Raw genomic sequence first — 15138 nt, 5'->3', positions numbered from 1 at the left:
CTCACCGTAAGGACGTCATCATGAAATATTCCGCTATTGCGGTGACAATGCTATGCATTGTCGCTGGAACACCTGTTTATTCTTTCGCTGCTGACCCGTGCGAAGTGGTGCTTTGTATGTACGGTAAGGCAACCGGAAACAATGGAGGAAGTGAATGTCGTTCTGCGGAGCGTGCTTTCTTCAATATCATTAAAAAGAATAAACACGGTTTTTTACCCAACCACACACTGAATGCCAGAAAAGATTTCCTGGGGGAATGCGCCAGTGCTGACCCGGAGGCGGTGAATAAAATCCTGTCCAGGTTTGGCAGGATCAGAGGCTAATACAACACTGCCGTTATCTTAATATATTTCCCTGCAGGGAGAAACAAAAGTGGATAAAGAAGATCTGTTTATTTGCAACATTCACTCAATGCATCACGACAGAATATCTGTCACATGTATCTATGATTCTCTGTCAAAAAAAGCACATCAAGGATGCGGACTTTATTACGAGATATATGAGAGCCTATTTATCGGTTTTTTGCGACATCATCTGTCACAACTTAATGAATCGGACGCAGAGAAGCTCAGGCGGTATGCCGAAAGTCAGGGAACGAAAATCGATGATGAAACGTACCATGCGGCATGAAACGCGGAACGGGAATGCCAGGCTGAAATAGCCCGCGAACAGATGTAAATCACAAACATTGATAATGTATCGAATGACGCCACAGACTGACAGACGGCGGGTTTCAGGCGTGCTTATTTTTGGCTTCAATTTCGGAGAAATTGTTAAGCCGTAAAATAAGCATGTGGAGCGCGGACAGAAAATTCAATTTCGCAGAAATTGTTAATTTTCAGGCACCGCGCCCACCTGCGAACATTCGCCCAAAGCGAATTGAGCAGGCCGGGGGAGCCGAATAAATTTCGCCGCCCCAGCGAGCGAAAAGCTGTCGCCCACGACAGCGGTTTATTTGGGGGGCTTGCCCCGCACACCGTCAAGCCAGGTAATATTTCCCGCCCCAGCGGGGAATATTACCGATCAGGCGCGACCAACCCCTTTAAAGCAGCGTTCCCGTTTTTTGGAGCTTGCGAGAAAAAACAGGCGAAACGCGCGTCTTAAAGGGGTTGGTCGCGCGTAGCGGGCGACGGTGTGCCGCATTTGACCCAGGGGGTTTTGGCGCGGCGTCCAGCCACGACATTACCCCCATGTGACATGCAGTGAGAGCGTCCAGCCCGAGCGTAATGTCACACGCCGTTGCCCGTCATTCGGGCGTTTCAGGGGACTGACGACCACAGGTCGGATGTTTTCTGAAAGCGCAGATAACGGGCATGAGCGCCGGAAGCGTTCAGTGCTTTTCATCCTTTTATGAGCGTCATCGATGAGCGTCGCGTATGGGCGTGGGGTTTAACGTCCATCGGTGACGTCCATATGATGCGCCCGCCACACCGAAATCAGACCGGAGATCACTGCAATGGGAACTCATCTGATGCAAAGGCTGAATGCCTTTTCGGATGCCTTTTCTTTTTTTCTGCTGTGGCTGCAACTCAACCCGGTAATATTATCCATATTTGCCGGGCTGACGCTGCCATTCATCTTTCATCTGCCACGTGAAGAAAGAAAAAATGCCCCCCTCTGGTTAAAATCGGTAGCGGGTGTATCCACCTTCTTTTTCATATTCGGCACCCTGTCACCGCTGACCATTCAGGGGCTGAGTTTTTTCTTTAAAGTACTCGATAATGACACCCTGCTCAGATTATCACTCTGGATACTGACGGTCGGATTTACGCTGGCTGGTCTGGCTTTTCATATTACTGCCCGAAGGCTGCTGGCCGGAGAAGTCGATAGTCTGAAACATCGGATGATTAAAAAAAGTAAACTGGAAAGAAATGTCAGAACGGATGTTCGTGAAGTCAGGGACATGTTGCCTGACAGCATTGCGTATAATCCGCTGGATTATATTGACCTGAATAACGGTATCTTTATCGGGCTGGACAAAGATGATCAGCCGCAATATATCACCCCTGAAGAATTTCAAACTCAACACGCCGACCTTATCGGCACCACAGGGTCTGGCAAAGGTGTCAGTGCCTGTGTGCTGCTTTATCAGGCAATACTTTCAGGTGAAGGGGTATTTGTCGAAGATCCTAAAAATGATGAATGGGCACCGCATGTACTGCGGGAAGCTTGTCAGAAAGCGAACAAACAGTTTGTTCTTATTAACCTGAATGACCTTCATTTCCAGCTTGATTTACTGGCTGATATTTCTTATGAACAACTGGAGGAGCTGTTTAATGCCGGTTTCAGCCTGGGTAAAAAAGGCGAAGGTGCTGACTTTTACCGTATCACCGATCGTAGGGCAGCGAGAAACACGGCAGCTATTTATGAAAAAGGAATGACGTTACGCGACTTATTCAACACTGACTTTGTGAAATCCCTCAGTGAAGATGTGCCTGCTTTTTATGGCGAGCTTGAAGAAATCGCTTTAGTGAATTCCATTAATGCCCGCAACGGATTTTCCTTAAAAACCATTTTTGATGAAGGCGGATGTTGCTACATCATCGGCTCGATGCGTAATCAGAAAATCATATCGGCCCAGCGAATGATTTTAACCCGCCTGATTCAGATAGCCGAAACCCGTGACCGAATAAAAGGCAAACCTCGCCCGGTCGCTATTTTCCTTGATGAACTCAAGTATCACCTGTCCCGCCCTGCGCTTGAAGGACTTGGCGCAGCGAGGGATAAAGGTGTGCATATCATCATGGCTCACCAGTCGGTAAAAGATTTGTATGACTGTCCGGCAGATCTGGAGGGGGATGCCGTTGCCGGTGCGGTGATTGAGAACTGCAAATTTATGCTGGTTTATCGCCTTCGCGATCCGGACACCGCCGACTGGGTGGCAAGGATGACCGGCTCTATTCTGGTAGACGATGAAATGAGGAAAGTTAAAACGGATATATCTCTGACGGAGAAAATGGAAACGGACAGGATGATCCGCCAGGCTGAACGCTATTACATAGACAGCAATATGTTGCTTAACCTGCCCCATTTTGTTGGTTTTGTTTTTACCCAGAATGATTTGGCGAAGGCAACCAAACTATTCCACATCCCAGCGAAAAAGCAATATATCGACCTGCTTTCATTTGAGCATGAAACCCCTCTGAATACCGAAAAAGAAAGTCAGATCCATAAACCCTCCATTAACCTGTGAGGCTATCAATGCTTGTTCATAACGTTGTTGAAAGAAACGAAGCCGCAAAACGGAGAATGCGGGCATTACTGTATTTTCTCAAGGAAGAAACCTTCTCTGATTTCCGGACCTTAAAAAGAGTTGTCGGCTATAAAGGGAAACATAACCATGCGATGTATAACCTGCTTAATAAAGCGGTTGCGATGGGCTTCCTGAATAAACATAAATACCCGGTATTGACCGGAAAAAAATCATTGTGGGGGATCACCATGCAGGGACTGGCAATGGTGGTTAGCGCTAATGACAAGGTTTTCCCCGCCTATTTTGAGCCAGGCAAACTCAAAAACTCGACGCTGGAGCATCGCCTGTTAAACCAACGGGTCAGGATCGCCCTTGAGGAAAAAGGCGGCACAGACTGGCTTAACGGCGACCGGGGAGAATTTATGGCGCGGTACCCAGGTATCCGGCACCGACCCGACGGCATTATTACCTTAAGCAGCGGTGCCATCGTCGCAGTGGAAACAGAGCGGTCAATGAAAACCCGCGCCCGTTACATCAGCATTATTGGCAGCCATCTGACAGCCAGCGACGCCGGTCGCTGGCACTATGCCATGTATGTGATGCCGGATAATAAAACTAAAGAATCACTGGTCAGGCTGTTTGTCAGTATCAGAACGGTGATGAGAAACAGTGTTCCTGTTTCGTTTGATGCGAAGCAACGCGAGATGTTCCTGTTCCGCACCCTTGATGAACTGGAAAATAGTGTCAGTGATAAACAGGGGGCCCCCTCTTCATCAGTTGGTGACGATGTCGGGAGGGAACGCCATGCATGACATTTTGAACCATGGCGACTGCCTAGACGTTCTGCGCAGTATGCCGGACAACTCTGTGGACAGCATAGTGACCGACCCGCCATATGGTATTAAATTCATGGGGAAAACGTGGGACTATGATGTCCCTTCACAAGCCATCTGGGAAGCGTGTCTGCGCGTACTTAAACCCGGTGGTCATTTGCTGTCTTTCGCGGGATCCCGTACTCAACACCGGATGGCAGCGCGTATTGAGGATGCGGGCTTTGAAATACGTGACATGATCGTATTTCTCTACGAGACCAGCAATGCCGCTCAGGTCCTCATTGAAAGTTTGTCGCCGGACCAGCTCAAATTACTGGACACAGCATTTGGACATGACGGAATGCTATGCTGGGTATACGGCTCGGGTTTTCCTAAATCTCACCACGCATTAAAGCCCGCACTGGAGCCAATTACCCTTGCCCGTAAGCCATTCAAGGGGTCTATAGAATCGAATCGGTGCGCGCATGGTACCGGCGCTCTGAACATCAGCGAATGCAGGATCCCTCTGGCAGAAGGAGAATCACCCTATGATTATCCAAATGGACCGGGAGGTTCCGATCCTAACCATATGTGGCGAGGCAGAAATAAAGGTGATGGTGATTCCCCCAAACAAGGAAACCCCGATGGTCGCTGGCCCGCCAATCTTATCCATGATGGCAGTGACGCAGTGCTTGCCTGGTTCCGGGATAACCCTCAGCAGGTAGAAATTAGCAGCGCTAGTCGGTTCTTTTATTGTGCGAAAGCCAGCAGAAAGGACCGTGGTGAGGGTAACAATCATCCATGTGTAAAGCCCACAGAGCTGATGCGTTACCTTTGCCGCCTGATTACTCCCCCGGACGGCACTGTACTTGATCCCTTTATGGGAAGTGGAAGTACCGGCAAAGCTGCGGCGATGGAAGGTTTCTGTTTCATCGGTATTGAGCGGGAAGCGGATTATGTGGAAATTGCTCGCGGGCGTATTGCGGCAGCACGTAGTACCGCAGCTCGTTCTGACGATGCAGGAAGGCACATTGATAATTGAAAGCCTCTATAATTGTTAGCTAAGATTTGAGCTAATACTTATATGACTCAGTGCCATAACCTAATCTGACAGGCAACTATGTGCCAAAAGAAGTCATTGCTAACACTCGCTTTAGTCAATAAGTGAGCAGCAGTTCAGTCTTTTATGATATAAATTTATAGAAACTACCATTACCTACTAAAAGGATGTTGTATGTTATTACCCAATAATCTTCAAAATAAAAAATACACCTTCTACTATGATGAATCTAACAACGTAAGAAAATTGGCTTTGTCAGATAAGATTGACGGATACAATATTGAACATGACGAAGATAAGTATTCAAGTTTAAACTTTGTTTTAGGTGGAGTGGCACATTTAAATGACTCATCTACGGCTGATTTCGATGCGCTTAAAAAATCCATTATGCTTCAACCTACAGCGAAAGAGATCAAGAGAGACCACGTAGCCACTGGCGACTTCATCTTTATGCTTAACTCTCGAAAGCTTAAAGGGCTGTTTGAATGGCTGCTACAAAGCGATCTCTATGTTCAATATTTTAATCTCAACATGGAGTACTGGGCTTATCTTGATATTATTGAAGACTGCGTTCTATTCTGCCTTGAAAAGAAACTTCTCAGTTTTAATTCATTAGAACATTGTCGGCACTACCAAGATGTCCACAAAGATGAATTATATAAAGTAGTCTCCTCTAATAGAGAAAAGTTCATAAGATTCCTAAAATGCTATGATTACCCATATTTTACAGGGAAAGAAAAAAACTTTCTTCAAGAGCTACATGACATAGTTCTTGACCACTACAACACCCTTCGTTATAAGCCTCTTGTTACACAAGATGAAAAACTACACATGGATAGCCTCAGAGAGCTACTTGAAATGTGTATTGAAAACGAAATGGAGGATTTCACTCTTACCACAGACTTTAGATATGAAGCTAAAGAAGATAAATCTAAAGCCAGTGAGGATGAAGATCAGGATGATAGCAGTGATAACTATTTAGTGGATGCCTTTGCTGTCTTCTATAGGTATCGTGGAATGGATTTTCCTAACAGTAAGCACATTTTTGATGTTGAAGAGGTTGTAAAAGAGAGCTTTGAATCTTCGCTCCCGCATGATGAAGAATTGGTAAAGCTTGACTATCAGTTTGATATTTCGCACGATAACTTATTTATTCAAGTGAGTGATGTTGTTGCCGGAGTTTTCCAGAAATACTTTGCCTATTTGAATGCCAATCGCATAGAAGACATAAAAAATGTTCGTGACAACCTCAACCCAATACAAAAAGCTAACCTTGAACTTTTTAGAAAACTTATTAATAAGTCAGACAGTGAAAATAAACAGCTTTTGTTTTATGTAATGTCTATGCGTGAACATGAAAAACATTATCAATTTACATTTGCTTGATAAAAAGGGGTGAAAACCCCTTCTTTCTTTACCTACACATTTATCTAATAACCTCTCCATTAATTTGATATTTCGGATATCCGCTTCTCGCTCTCAGTAGACCTTTAGATCAGCTAGCTTGTCCGCTTCGTGCCAAAAGAAGATTTTGATATTTTTAGCTTCCATGTAACCAATTAATTCATTAGAATAAGCCAATGACATTCATCGCCACACATATTTGTAGATGAATAAATTTAACATTATCAGAATTAACTTAAAATAAATATTTCACATAATCATAGGATGTCTCATGGAAAATTTTAGAAATTTAGAAACAAAATCATTAGATCGAATAGAAAAGCTACTTGTTTCGGTATCAATACTTGATGAATCTTTAAAGCTTTACGAAGAAAATCTCGATAAAACAATGAAAGCAGTGACCGAGAAAATTGACCCCGACGATTGGAGATACTATGCTGCTGAAATTTACAGTGAATATAATGAGGTTCAAGAGGAATTGCCGATCGTTATTCAGCATTCAGTATTAGTCCATGTGTACTCTATTTTTGAAAGCATCCTAAATAAGCTTTGCGCCATTCACAAAAAAGAGAAAAGCCTTGCTATTTCTTTGGCGGATCTTAAGCATGATGGCATATTCAGAGCTAAAATATATATTAAAAAAGTGTCTTGTTCAGAATTCAACGATAACAGTAAAGAGTGGCCTGATATTTTGCTTATAAATAAAATAAGAAATATCATTGTTCATAGCGATAGTCATTTGTCTAAAGACAAACATCCTGATTTCGAAAATATTAAAAAATACATAGAAGAAACAGAAGGATTAAGATTATCTGAAAACAACGACATAGTAATTAGCAACAACTACATAAAATTCACCATAAATACTTTCAAGATATTTTTAACTGAACTATTCAAATCTCAAAGAAAGGAATTCAATTAACAATTGAAAAATTAGGCACTACTAATAAATTTTCATTCCCCGACATTCATTCGGTGGGCATGTTTTTTTCACACGTCGGACGTTGAAGTCAGATTTAACTGGTTAGTAGCAATTATTTAATCAGTAACTTACTCAATGCTGCCTGTCATTCCGGCTAAAAAATAGGCTTGCCCTTTTTCCAACCGGCTCCCTACTGGATGGGGTTGGTGCCCACTTCGCTCAACTCTGTGGGCTATGATAAATTGTTAATAAAGCCTCCATCTGGATAACACCGTTCACTTAAGATGTTTTGAGTGAACGGGATAATGGGTTTTTGAGATTCGAACGGCCCTCGCTTTGGGCCGTTTTCTCTTTTCCGGCAGGATGAACTGCTTCACATTCTCCCGCATCTTCCTCAGTTTTGTCGGGATTGTCCCGGTTTTCCTGTAAGTATCCCGCTTAGACGCACCATTCTCTTTTAGAGATCCTCTTGCATATGGATTATGTTACCTGAAAACGAACTTCCGCTCATCGCTCTCAGTAGACTTGATAACTACCCAGCCTGTCTGCTGCGTGCCAGATATAGTCGGGACTGATACATGCCATTGCCATCAGACCACAGCCAAGAGCCCCGAAATACTTCGCGGTCCGATGAAGCTTACCGGCTCGGCAGGTTAGTGCAGTAGGGCTCTCGACCCGACCACGCTAGGGAGTCGGAGGGGAGCATTAACGGACACTGAAAGAATCTTTTGCAGTCAGACTAGTTCTGACTATCAGAATTGGGTAAAAATATGAGGTATGTGCTGATCCACTCGTGAGGAATATAGAATAGAGTGGCCCGATCTTTTTACGTACTCTATAAACTCGCAATTTTTTAAATGGATTTATCTTGCCGATGCTACTACTTCTGAAATTTCTCCATCCTTATCTGTTATTTTGCAATTTGGCCGCCTGGGGACTTGCACAGAACCTTGAAGGTCTTGGGCTCTTCCACTACATAAACGACCTTCCAATGCGCGTGGGAAACGAGGTTTTTTATCCTTGGAATATCAAACCAACACATGGCGTTAATGGGTTATCTGGGGTACTGACCCTTATGCTGATCCCCATTTCGTTGCTGAACATCCGCGCTGGATTTTACCTGAACAAATGGGCCGGCTGGATTAGCCTGTGCCTGTGGATCATACCTGGCGGGATGAGCCTGCAGGGTTACGTTCCAGACTTTCATAATTTCGGACCTGATAAGTTTCAGTTTGGAGCTAACTTTACCGGCAGTACACCATCGGCAGCAGCCAATCTGTTCATCTGCCTGATTGCTGGCTGGTCAGTTATTATGCTTTTCGGTGCCCTATGGAAGAAAAACACCTTCAAAAACGCCTATGATCATATCTGGTACGTTTTAGGCTTAATCGCGGCTCTATATTTTGTTGTAGACAGTGGTTTGCCTTCGTATAAGGAAGACCTCTCAGAATCCGGCGATCGCACAACCTCGATCATGCAATTGTATCGCAACGGTGAGCAGAACCTCGAAGTCTTGTGCAAAGAGCCGGTAGTGGTAAATAAGGCTCCTGATTTGTGCGGTCTGGCGCCAGCGATGAAATGGGCATTTCAGGATAGCCTCATTTCGAAAGACATTCTGCGCGCCAGAATCGACCTGCCAGACTGGGTCAGCAGTGTCGCCAGCGAGCCTACGCTTAAAAAGCAGATCGATGCATTCAACGTCATGGCTTGCTCACAGGGCCAGATTAGGGGTAACTGCCAGACCGTCCCTATCGAGATGTCGCTCGGCATGGATGACTACAAGAATCCTGTTGCCTTCCTACCCCCGCCTTATGCACAGACTCTCCAGCTACTGCACAAGTCCATGCAGAAGGCCGATGAACATATTCAGGAAATCGAGCGGGGGCATAATACGCGCTATTTCGTGTTTCTCCTGCTGGCCTTTGTAGCCGGAGGTAAACTTGCCAACGCCTCAAGATCGATGGTCAAGCATGACACGGTTCGTCCCCCTTCATGGCTTTTCATGGTCATCAGGTTTATTGTTATCAAAACATTGCTGTTGTGCCGGATGCTTGCGACGGGAGTTATCCGGCCACTTTTTAAGCTCATTTCGCTGTCAGTTGTGCGGCGAAAAATGAGAGCTACCAGAAGGGAAGAAGCAGATGACTCGCCTTCAGAACAGTGTTAACCGACAACCATGCCTCTGACTCTCAGCGATGAAGTTCAGGAGCTTTAATCAACCGCTCTCCACACTACCCTGCAGAAACATCAGCGCAGAGATAATCTGAGTATAGCGGTTTAATAATTTTGGTAACTTGAACAGAGGTGATATGCACACCTCAGGACAACACATTATCCTCAATGAAAAAAATTATCATCGCTGAGTTTAAATGCGAATCCGCTTGACCTGCTCTTAGCTGATTGAGACACCGAGATTTAAGTGATGCCTTAATCAATTGTAAAACAGCTGCGAACTTCCGCTCCTCGCTCATGGCGACCCGTAAGGATCGTCAATCGGGCCGCATCGTGCCAATAGCGGACGTTATTAAGCTTATGCAAAGAACAACGTTATATTTTGTCCTGATTGACACGGGATGAAAGCTCCTGATGGTTCTCTTTTCGTTCGCTGTAGCGATCCGCAAGATAGCCGGTTTGCCCCTTAAGCAGCAGAGTGATTTTAAACAGCTCTTCGGCTACATCGACAATGCGGTCATACCATGACGAAGGTTTCATTCGTCCGTTTTCGTCGAACTCTTGCCATGCCTTGGCTACGGAGGACTGGTTAGGGATCGTAAACATCCGCATCCACCGGCCCAGAATACGCATCTGGTTCACTGCATTGAAGGACTGTGAACCTCCGCAAACCTGCATTACCGCAAGTGTTTTGCCCTGCGAAGGACGAACTGCGCCTTCACTTAATGGTATCCAGTCAATCTGCGCCTTCATAACTGCGCTCATAGCCCCGTGCCGTTCCGGAGAACTCCACACCATCCCGTCACACCATCTGACCAGACCGCGCAGCTCGGCGACTTTAGGATGTGTATCTGGCGCATCATCCGGCAGGGGTAAACCTGAGGGATTAAATAGTTTTACCTCCGCGCCCATCGCTGCCAGCAGGCGACCAGCTTCTTCCGCAGCAAAGCGGCTGTAGGAGCGCTCTCTAACTGAGCCATATAGGATCAGAATCCGCGGCGGCTCGTGCAGGTGCAGGCGCTCGGCGATGTGTTGATCAAAGCATTCACTATTCAGTGCTGGAAATTGTTCCATTTTTCTACTCCGGAGAGATTAGATGATTTCAAATTTAATACATATGATTTACCATATGTATATTCTAAAGGGAACGGAGTGAAAAATGCTACAACCTGTTCAGCTTTTCAAAATCCTGTCGGATGAAACCCGGCTCGCCATCGTCATGATTCTCCGGGAGTCAGGAGAACTGTGCGTCTGTGATATCTGCGCAACCATTTCCGAATCACAGCCCAAAGTCTCGCGACATATGGCTATTCTTCGCGAGGCTGGGTTGGTTCTGGATCGTCGTGAAGGCAAATGGATCCATTATCGTCTGTCACCCCACATACCGGCATGGGCAGCGGAGACAATCACAACGTCCTGGCAGTGTATGCGAGAGGATGTGCGTGAATGGCTGGATAAATCAGCCTGCACCTCCTGTTGAGAAATGAAAACACATTTACATAATCATATATAACGGAGTCTGAGATGCTTTTGGCAGGGAGTATATTTTTACTGACGCTGATACTGGTGATCTGGCAACCCAGAGGCTTGAGCATTGGCTGGAGTGCGAGTATCGGGGCTGTGCTGGCGCTGGTAACCGGTGTCATCCATATCAATGATATTCCCGTTGTCTGGAATATCGTCTGGAACGCGACAGCGGCATTTATTGCGGTCATTATCATCAGTCTGCTACTCGATGAGGCCGGTTTCTTTGAGTGGACCGCACTGCACGTCTCCCGCTGGGGTAACGGGCGTGGTCGCCTGCTGTTTTCCTGGATAGTGTTGCTCGGTGCCGCTGTCGCTGCTTTGTTCGCCAATGACGGCGCCGCGCTGATTCTGACACCAATTGTGATTGCGATGCTGCTTGCAATGGGATTCAGCAAGGGCACAACACTGGCCTTTGTGATGGCCGCAGGATTTATAGCAGATACGGCCAGCCTGCCGCTCATTGTTTCTAACCTGGTGAATATCGTCTCGGCGGACTTTTTCGGTCTGGGCTTTACGCAGTATGCCTCCGTTATGATCCCCGTAGATGTGGCAGCGATTGCGGCCACGCTAGTCATGCTGCATCTCTTCTTCCGCAGGGACATTCCGGCGACGTATGACGTTTCGCTGCTGAAGACTCCTGCCAGTGTGATAAAAGATCCGGCAACGTTCAGGGTGGGCTGGATTGTCCTGTTATTGCTGCTTGTCGGTTTCTTTGTTTTGGAGCCTATGGGGATCCCGGTCAGTGCGATAGCGGCTACTGGCGCAGCAGTACTGTTTATAGTGGCGAAAAGAGGTAATGCCATCAACACCGGAAAAGTCCTGCGCGGTGCGCCATGGCAGATCGTTATTTTTTCGCTGGGCATGTACCTGGTTGTTTATGGCCTCCGCAATGCAGGGTTAACGGAGTATCTGTCTGGCGTGCTAAACCTGCTGGCAGAAAAGGGATTATGGGCAGCAACGTTTGGCACCGGCTTTCTGACCGCGTTCCTGTCGTCGGTGATGAACAATATGCCGACAGTGCTGATTGGCGCGCTGTCGATTGATGGGAGTACGGCGACTGGCGTCGTCAAAGAGGCAATGATTTATGCCAACGTGATCGGCTGCGATTTAGGCCCGAAAATCACCCCGATTGGCAGTCTGGCAACCCTGCTTTGGCTGCATGTGCTTGCCCAGAAAAATATAACGATTACCTGGGGATATTACTTCCGCACCGGCATTATCATGACTCTGCCCGTGCTGTTTATCACTCTGGCCGCGCTGGCGTTGCGGCTCTCCATCACTTTGTAATGAGATACAGATATGAGCAACATTACCATCTATCACAATCCAGCCTGTGGCACCTCACGTAACACGCTGGAGATGATCCGTAACAGCGGTAACGAACCAACCATTATTTATTATCTCGATACTCCCCCGACTCGTGATGAACTTAGCAAACTGATTTCAGATATGGGCATTTCAGTACGTACATTGCTGCGTAAGAACGTCGAACCTTATGAGCAGTTGGGTCTTGATGAAGACAAGTTTTCTGATGAGCAGTTGATTGATTTTATGCTTCAGCATCCGATCCTGATTAATCGGCCGATTGTAGTGACACCGATCGGCACACGTCTTTGTCGGCCCTCCGAAATGGTGCTGGATATTCTACCGGAAGGTCAGAAAGGAGTGTTTACCAAAGAGGATGGAGAGAAGGTCATTGACGAAACGGGTAACCGAGTTAAGTAATCTGCCCACTTCAAAATATCGGACGCCTGTTAACGCTATGCGGGCGTCCGCTTTTCGCTCACAGCGGACCGTTAGCTCGTCCGCTGCGTGCCAGGAGCGGAAGTTGATAGTTTGAAGAGAGAATTTCCGATATGCACTTATTTCTGCAATCTGGCGGCTGCTTTTAAAGTAGCTTGCAGTCTCTTTTCAATAAAGGGTGCAACCTGTTCTTTTGCTTTTTTTAACTGTTCTTCAGACGCTGTGCGGGGGGAGCCACATGTGAAGGGAGGCGCGGGGTCATATTCCAAATGCAGCTGAATATTCTGAGCGATATCACTTCCATACATTTCTGACACGACGTTGAGAGCAAAATCTATACCTGAAGTCACGCCTGCGCCGGTTATACGGTTGCGGTCACGAACTACGCGGTCATTTATCGGTTCCGCACCTAATAATGCGAGCTGCTCTAGAGACGCCCAGTGTGTCGTTGCTTTATAACCCTTCAGAAGCCCTGCCGCGCCCAGAACAAGCGACCCAGTACAGACCGAAGCCACCAACTTTGCTTGTTTACTTTGAGTGCGGATAAACGAGAGGACTTCTTCGTCATCCATCAGATTTATTTGACCAGGTCCACCAGGGACACAAATTACATCCAGTTCGGGGCATGTTTCGAATGTGGTTGTGGGCTGGATAGCCATACCACGATCGGAAACAACCAGATCCAGGCTTTTCCAGATGAGATGAACTTTTGTGTTTGGCGCTCTTACGAATACTTCATAAGGGCCGGTAAGGTCAAGCTGAGTTAGAGCCGGAAAAAGGAGCAGCCCAATTGATGTGCATTCAGAATCACTCATAAAGAAATCCTTCTGACTTAAAGGAATATAATGACTATTCTCTCATGAATGGCAACTGCATTGTTTGATGGAAAGAAGTGCGTTTTTTCAACTGACCCACTTCCCCGCTGATTAACACACAGCAAGTTAGCTATGCCAATGGCGACCTAATTGCGAACTTCCGCTCCTCGCTCATAAAGGACCATTTCATCCCTACACCCTCCCATCAGGCTTCATTCGCTCATATTTGGCTTTCAAAAACTCCGCTGATTACGAAACAGTCATTTTAATGAGTGACTGTCTCTTGGATACTTTATATAAAAACCAACAAGTCTAATAGTTAGACGACCATATTATCCCAACTTATTATCTGAGGACGTTAGGAATTCCGAGCTAAATCGTGAAACAATTAAAATTGGAAACTTTCCAAAAATATTTCTCTCAGGTCGTTCATTATGAGCATGGATAGCCCCGCTCCAATCAATGGATATATTAGCTTGAACTTGCTGATGCAAAGATAATATTTCTTGCAAGTGAAAGGTCTTATGTAAAGTATATTTCATAAAGGAAGCAAGAGATAAAGATCTTGATTTAACATTAAGAATATTTTTGCCTTTTATTCTGGTTGGCATTATTACCCCACACCAACCTTTATTAGTATGGTTCATTGAGACCTGTATTAGAATTGTTCTAACCAGTTTTTCCCACTGGGGATTTGACTTGAAGTCTGCCCCAACATGGTAATGACCAACGGGCCTTCCTGTTTTCAAAGCAAGTAATATCTCTCCTACTGTAATATTACACGTATTAGAACGTTGCGAAGGCGCACCCATCCAGTGACTCTGCCATTTACGGTCGTTAGAATATGATTTCCTTGCTGCAAGATAAAATGCATAGGGGGATGGTGAATTTTTTACAAGTGGATGTGGGAGGTTAAAATGGGGGGTGAACCCATTCTTCTTTTTTAGTCGAAAAGATGGCCAATTACTATATAGCGCATACTCTTTTCTTGAAGAATTATCATGCGTTACTGTAACACTCGGAAGTTTTTTCTTGTTTTTCGTCACTTTAGCTTGAATAATCACAGCGCGTTCATCAATTGTATTTATATACCTACCCGTATTATCCAAAAGATAATTATTGTAAACTACTAAAGCATCGCCTACTTCTACCTGCTTTAAGGATGATGCTTGAGAATACTCAACAAGCGGTTTTTTATCAATCCATCCTAATTCAATTCCATAATAAAGCGAATGTAGACCGTCAGTCTTTTTTTTATCTATTTTTAGAAAAATATCTGCAAGATTTGAAAGGTAATTAGAATTGAAAAGGGAGGCAAACTGATGCAACTCATGGGAGCTGCCTTGTTTTTTGAAGTGTTCATTAGCGATTATGTTAATTTCTCTATTAATTATTTTAGTACCGCGCATCATTCACTCCTTTGCTCTTTGAGTACATAATTGCACCAACATTGGCATTGATAATAGTTCTACTAATATAAAATACCCAGC

At 45.5% G+C, this 15138-nt stretch carries 14 protein-coding genes and 1 pseudogene; 11 read left to right on the top strand and 4 right to left on the bottom strand.

Features of this window, described 5'->3' with window-relative positions:
- The first annotated feature begins 20 nt into the window (after nucleotides 1–20).
- The 7 genes from SK32_RS02805 (at nucleotide 21) to SK32_RS02780 (ending at nucleotide 7391) form a co-directional block, all read left to right on the top strand.
- Nucleotides 21–323, top strand: coding sequence for a TrbM/KikA/MpfK family conjugal transfer protein (locus SK32_RS02805; RefSeq protein WP_048211263.1), 303 nt, complete (start codon nucleotides 21–23; stop codon nucleotides 321–323).
- Nucleotides 324–372: 49 nt separating this feature from the next.
- On the top strand, nucleotides 373–630 hold the full coding sequence (locus SK32_RS26360) for a dpoa decarboxylase (protein WP_075551366.1): 258 nt from the start codon (nucleotides 373–375) through the stop codon (nucleotides 628–630).
- Between the two features lie 826 nt (nucleotides 631–1456).
- Nucleotides 1457–3193: a type IV secretory system conjugative DNA transfer family protein gene (locus SK32_RS02800; protein WP_048211262.1), complete on the top strand. Its 1737-nt coding sequence runs from the start codon at nucleotides 1457–1459 to the stop codon at nucleotides 3191–3193.
- A gap of 8 nt (nucleotides 3194–3201) precedes the next feature.
- On the top strand, nucleotides 3202–4005 hold the full coding sequence (mobC, locus tag SK32_RS02795) for a MobC family replication-relaxation protein (protein ID WP_048211261.1): 804 nt from the start codon (nucleotides 3202–3204) through the stop codon (nucleotides 4003–4005).
- Complete coding sequence (locus SK32_RS02790; protein WP_048211260.1) at nucleotides 3998–5047, top strand: DNA-methyltransferase; 1050 nt, start codon at nucleotides 3998–4000, stop codon at nucleotides 5045–5047. The genes mobC and SK32_RS02790 overlap by 8 nt, the downstream gene beginning before the upstream one ends.
- A 192-nt stretch (nucleotides 5048–5239) precedes the next feature.
- Nucleotides 5240–6451 (top strand): DUF3800 domain-containing protein, encoded by a 1212-nt coding sequence (locus tag SK32_RS02785; RefSeq protein WP_048211259.1) that lies wholly within the window; start codon nucleotides 5240–5242, stop codon nucleotides 6449–6451.
- A gap of 289 nt (nucleotides 6452–6740) precedes the next feature.
- Nucleotides 6741–7391, top strand: a complete 651-nt coding sequence (locus SK32_RS02780; RefSeq protein ID WP_048211258.1) for a hypothetical protein — start codon at nucleotides 6741–6743, stop codon at nucleotides 7389–7391.
- Nucleotides 7392–7666: 275 nt separating this feature from the next.
- Here SK32_RS02780 and SK32_RS25895 read toward each other — a convergent pair.
- Nucleotides 7667–7813, bottom strand: a pseudogene (locus SK32_RS25895) (IS4 family transposase); the annotation flags it as partial.
- Between the two features lie 452 nt (nucleotides 7814–8265).
- Here SK32_RS25895 and SK32_RS02775 point away from each other — a divergent pair.
- The gene (locus tag SK32_RS02775) at nucleotides 8266–9558 is read left to right on the top strand and encodes a hypothetical protein (RefSeq protein ID WP_048211257.1); all 1293 of its coding nucleotides are present in this window, start codon (nucleotides 8266–8268) and stop codon (nucleotides 9556–9558) included.
- A gap of 380 nt (nucleotides 9559–9938) precedes the next feature.
- On the opposite strand, the gene arsH is transcribed toward SK32_RS02775, so the two are convergent.
- Complete coding sequence (arsH, locus tag SK32_RS02770; RefSeq protein ID WP_048211256.1) at nucleotides 9939–10637, bottom strand: arsenical resistance protein ArsH; 699 nt, start codon at nucleotides 10635–10637, stop codon at nucleotides 9939–9941.
- A gap of 85 nt (nucleotides 10638–10722) precedes the next feature.
- Between arsH and SK32_RS02765 the strand changes: the two genes are divergently transcribed.
- The 3 genes from SK32_RS02765 to arsC are packed head-to-tail and all read left to right on the top strand — an operon-like array spanning nucleotide 10723 to nucleotide 12815.
- Nucleotides 10723–11043 (top strand): transcriptional regulator, encoded by a 321-nt coding sequence (locus tag SK32_RS02765; RefSeq protein WP_047041444.1) that lies wholly within the window; start codon nucleotides 10723–10725, stop codon nucleotides 11041–11043.
- A 44-nt stretch (nucleotides 11044–11087) separates the two neighbouring features.
- A complete protein-coding gene (locus SK32_RS02760) occupies nucleotides 11088–12377 on the top strand; it encodes an arsenic transporter (RefSeq protein ID WP_048211255.1) in 1290 nt (429 codons plus the stop codon).
- Between the two features lie 12 nt (nucleotides 12378–12389).
- The gene (arsC, locus tag SK32_RS02755; protein WP_048211254.1) at nucleotides 12390–12815 is read left to right on the top strand and encodes a glutaredoxin-dependent arsenate reductase; all 426 of its coding nucleotides are present in this window, start codon (nucleotides 12390–12392) and stop codon (nucleotides 12813–12815) included.
- 137 nt (nucleotides 12816–12952) lie between these two features.
- Here arsC and SK32_RS02750 read toward each other — a convergent pair whose 3' ends face one another.
- Both SK32_RS02750 and SK32_RS02745 read right to left on the bottom strand, forming a co-directional pair.
- On the bottom strand, nucleotides 12953–13648 hold the full coding sequence (locus SK32_RS02750) for a DJ-1/PfpI family protein (RefSeq protein ID WP_048211253.1): 696 nt from the start codon (nucleotides 13646–13648) through the stop codon (nucleotides 12953–12955).
- Between the two features lie 332 nt (nucleotides 13649–13980).
- Complete coding sequence (locus SK32_RS02745) at nucleotides 13981–15057, bottom strand: hypothetical protein (protein ID WP_020885048.1); 1077 nt, start codon at nucleotides 15055–15057, stop codon at nucleotides 13981–13983.
- Nucleotides 15058–15138: the final 81 nt, after the last annotated feature.

Origin of the sequence: Citrobacter sp. MGH100, assembly GCF_001034465.1 — a bacterium.
In the GTDB taxonomy this organism is placed as follows: domain Bacteria; phylum Pseudomonadota; class Gammaproteobacteria; order Enterobacterales; family Enterobacteriaceae; genus Citrobacter; species Citrobacter youngae.
This window is presented reverse-complemented; position numbering and strand designations above follow the sequence as displayed.

Coding starts and splice junctions, on each gene's coding strand:
- SK32_RS02765 (WP_047041444.1), top strand. CDS start 10,723: ATGCTACAACCTGTTCAGCTTTTCAAAATCCTGTCGGATGAAACCCGG.
- arsC (WP_048211254.1), top strand. CDS start 12,390: ATGAGCAACATTACCATCTATCACAATCCAGCCTGTGGCACCTCACGT.
- arsH (WP_048211256.1), bottom strand. CDS start 10,637: ATGGAACAATTTCCAGCACTGAATAGTGAATGCTTTGATCAACACATC.
- SK32_RS02750 (WP_048211253.1), bottom strand. CDS start 13,648: ATGAGTGATTCTGAATGCACATCAATTGGGCTGCTCCTTTTTCCGGCT.
- SK32_RS02775 (WP_048211257.1), top strand. CDS start 8,266: ATGCTACTACTTCTGAAATTTCTCCATCCTTATCTGTTATTTTGCAAT.
- SK32_RS02785 (WP_048211259.1), top strand. CDS start 5,240: ATGTTATTACCCAATAATCTTCAAAATAAAAAATACACCTTCTACTAT.
- SK32_RS02800 (WP_048211262.1), top strand. CDS start 1,457: ATGGGAACTCATCTGATGCAAAGGCTGAATGCCTTTTCGGATGCCTTT.
- SK32_RS02745 (WP_020885048.1), bottom strand. CDS start 15,057: ATGCGCGGTACTAAAATAATTAATAGAGAAATTAACATAATCGCTAAT.
- mobC (WP_048211261.1), top strand. CDS start 3,202: ATGCTTGTTCATAACGTTGTTGAAAGAAACGAAGCCGCAAAACGGAGA.
- SK32_RS02790 (WP_048211260.1), top strand. CDS start 3,998: ATGCATGACATTTTGAACCATGGCGACTGCCTAGACGTTCTGCGCAGT.
- SK32_RS02780 (WP_048211258.1), top strand. CDS start 6,741: ATGGAAAATTTTAGAAATTTAGAAACAAAATCATTAGATCGAATAGAA.
- SK32_RS02805 (WP_048211263.1), top strand. CDS start 21: ATGAAATATTCCGCTATTGCGGTGACAATGCTATGCATTGTCGCTGGA.
- SK32_RS02760 (WP_048211255.1), top strand. CDS start 11,088: ATGCTTTTGGCAGGGAGTATATTTTTACTGACGCTGATACTGGTGATC.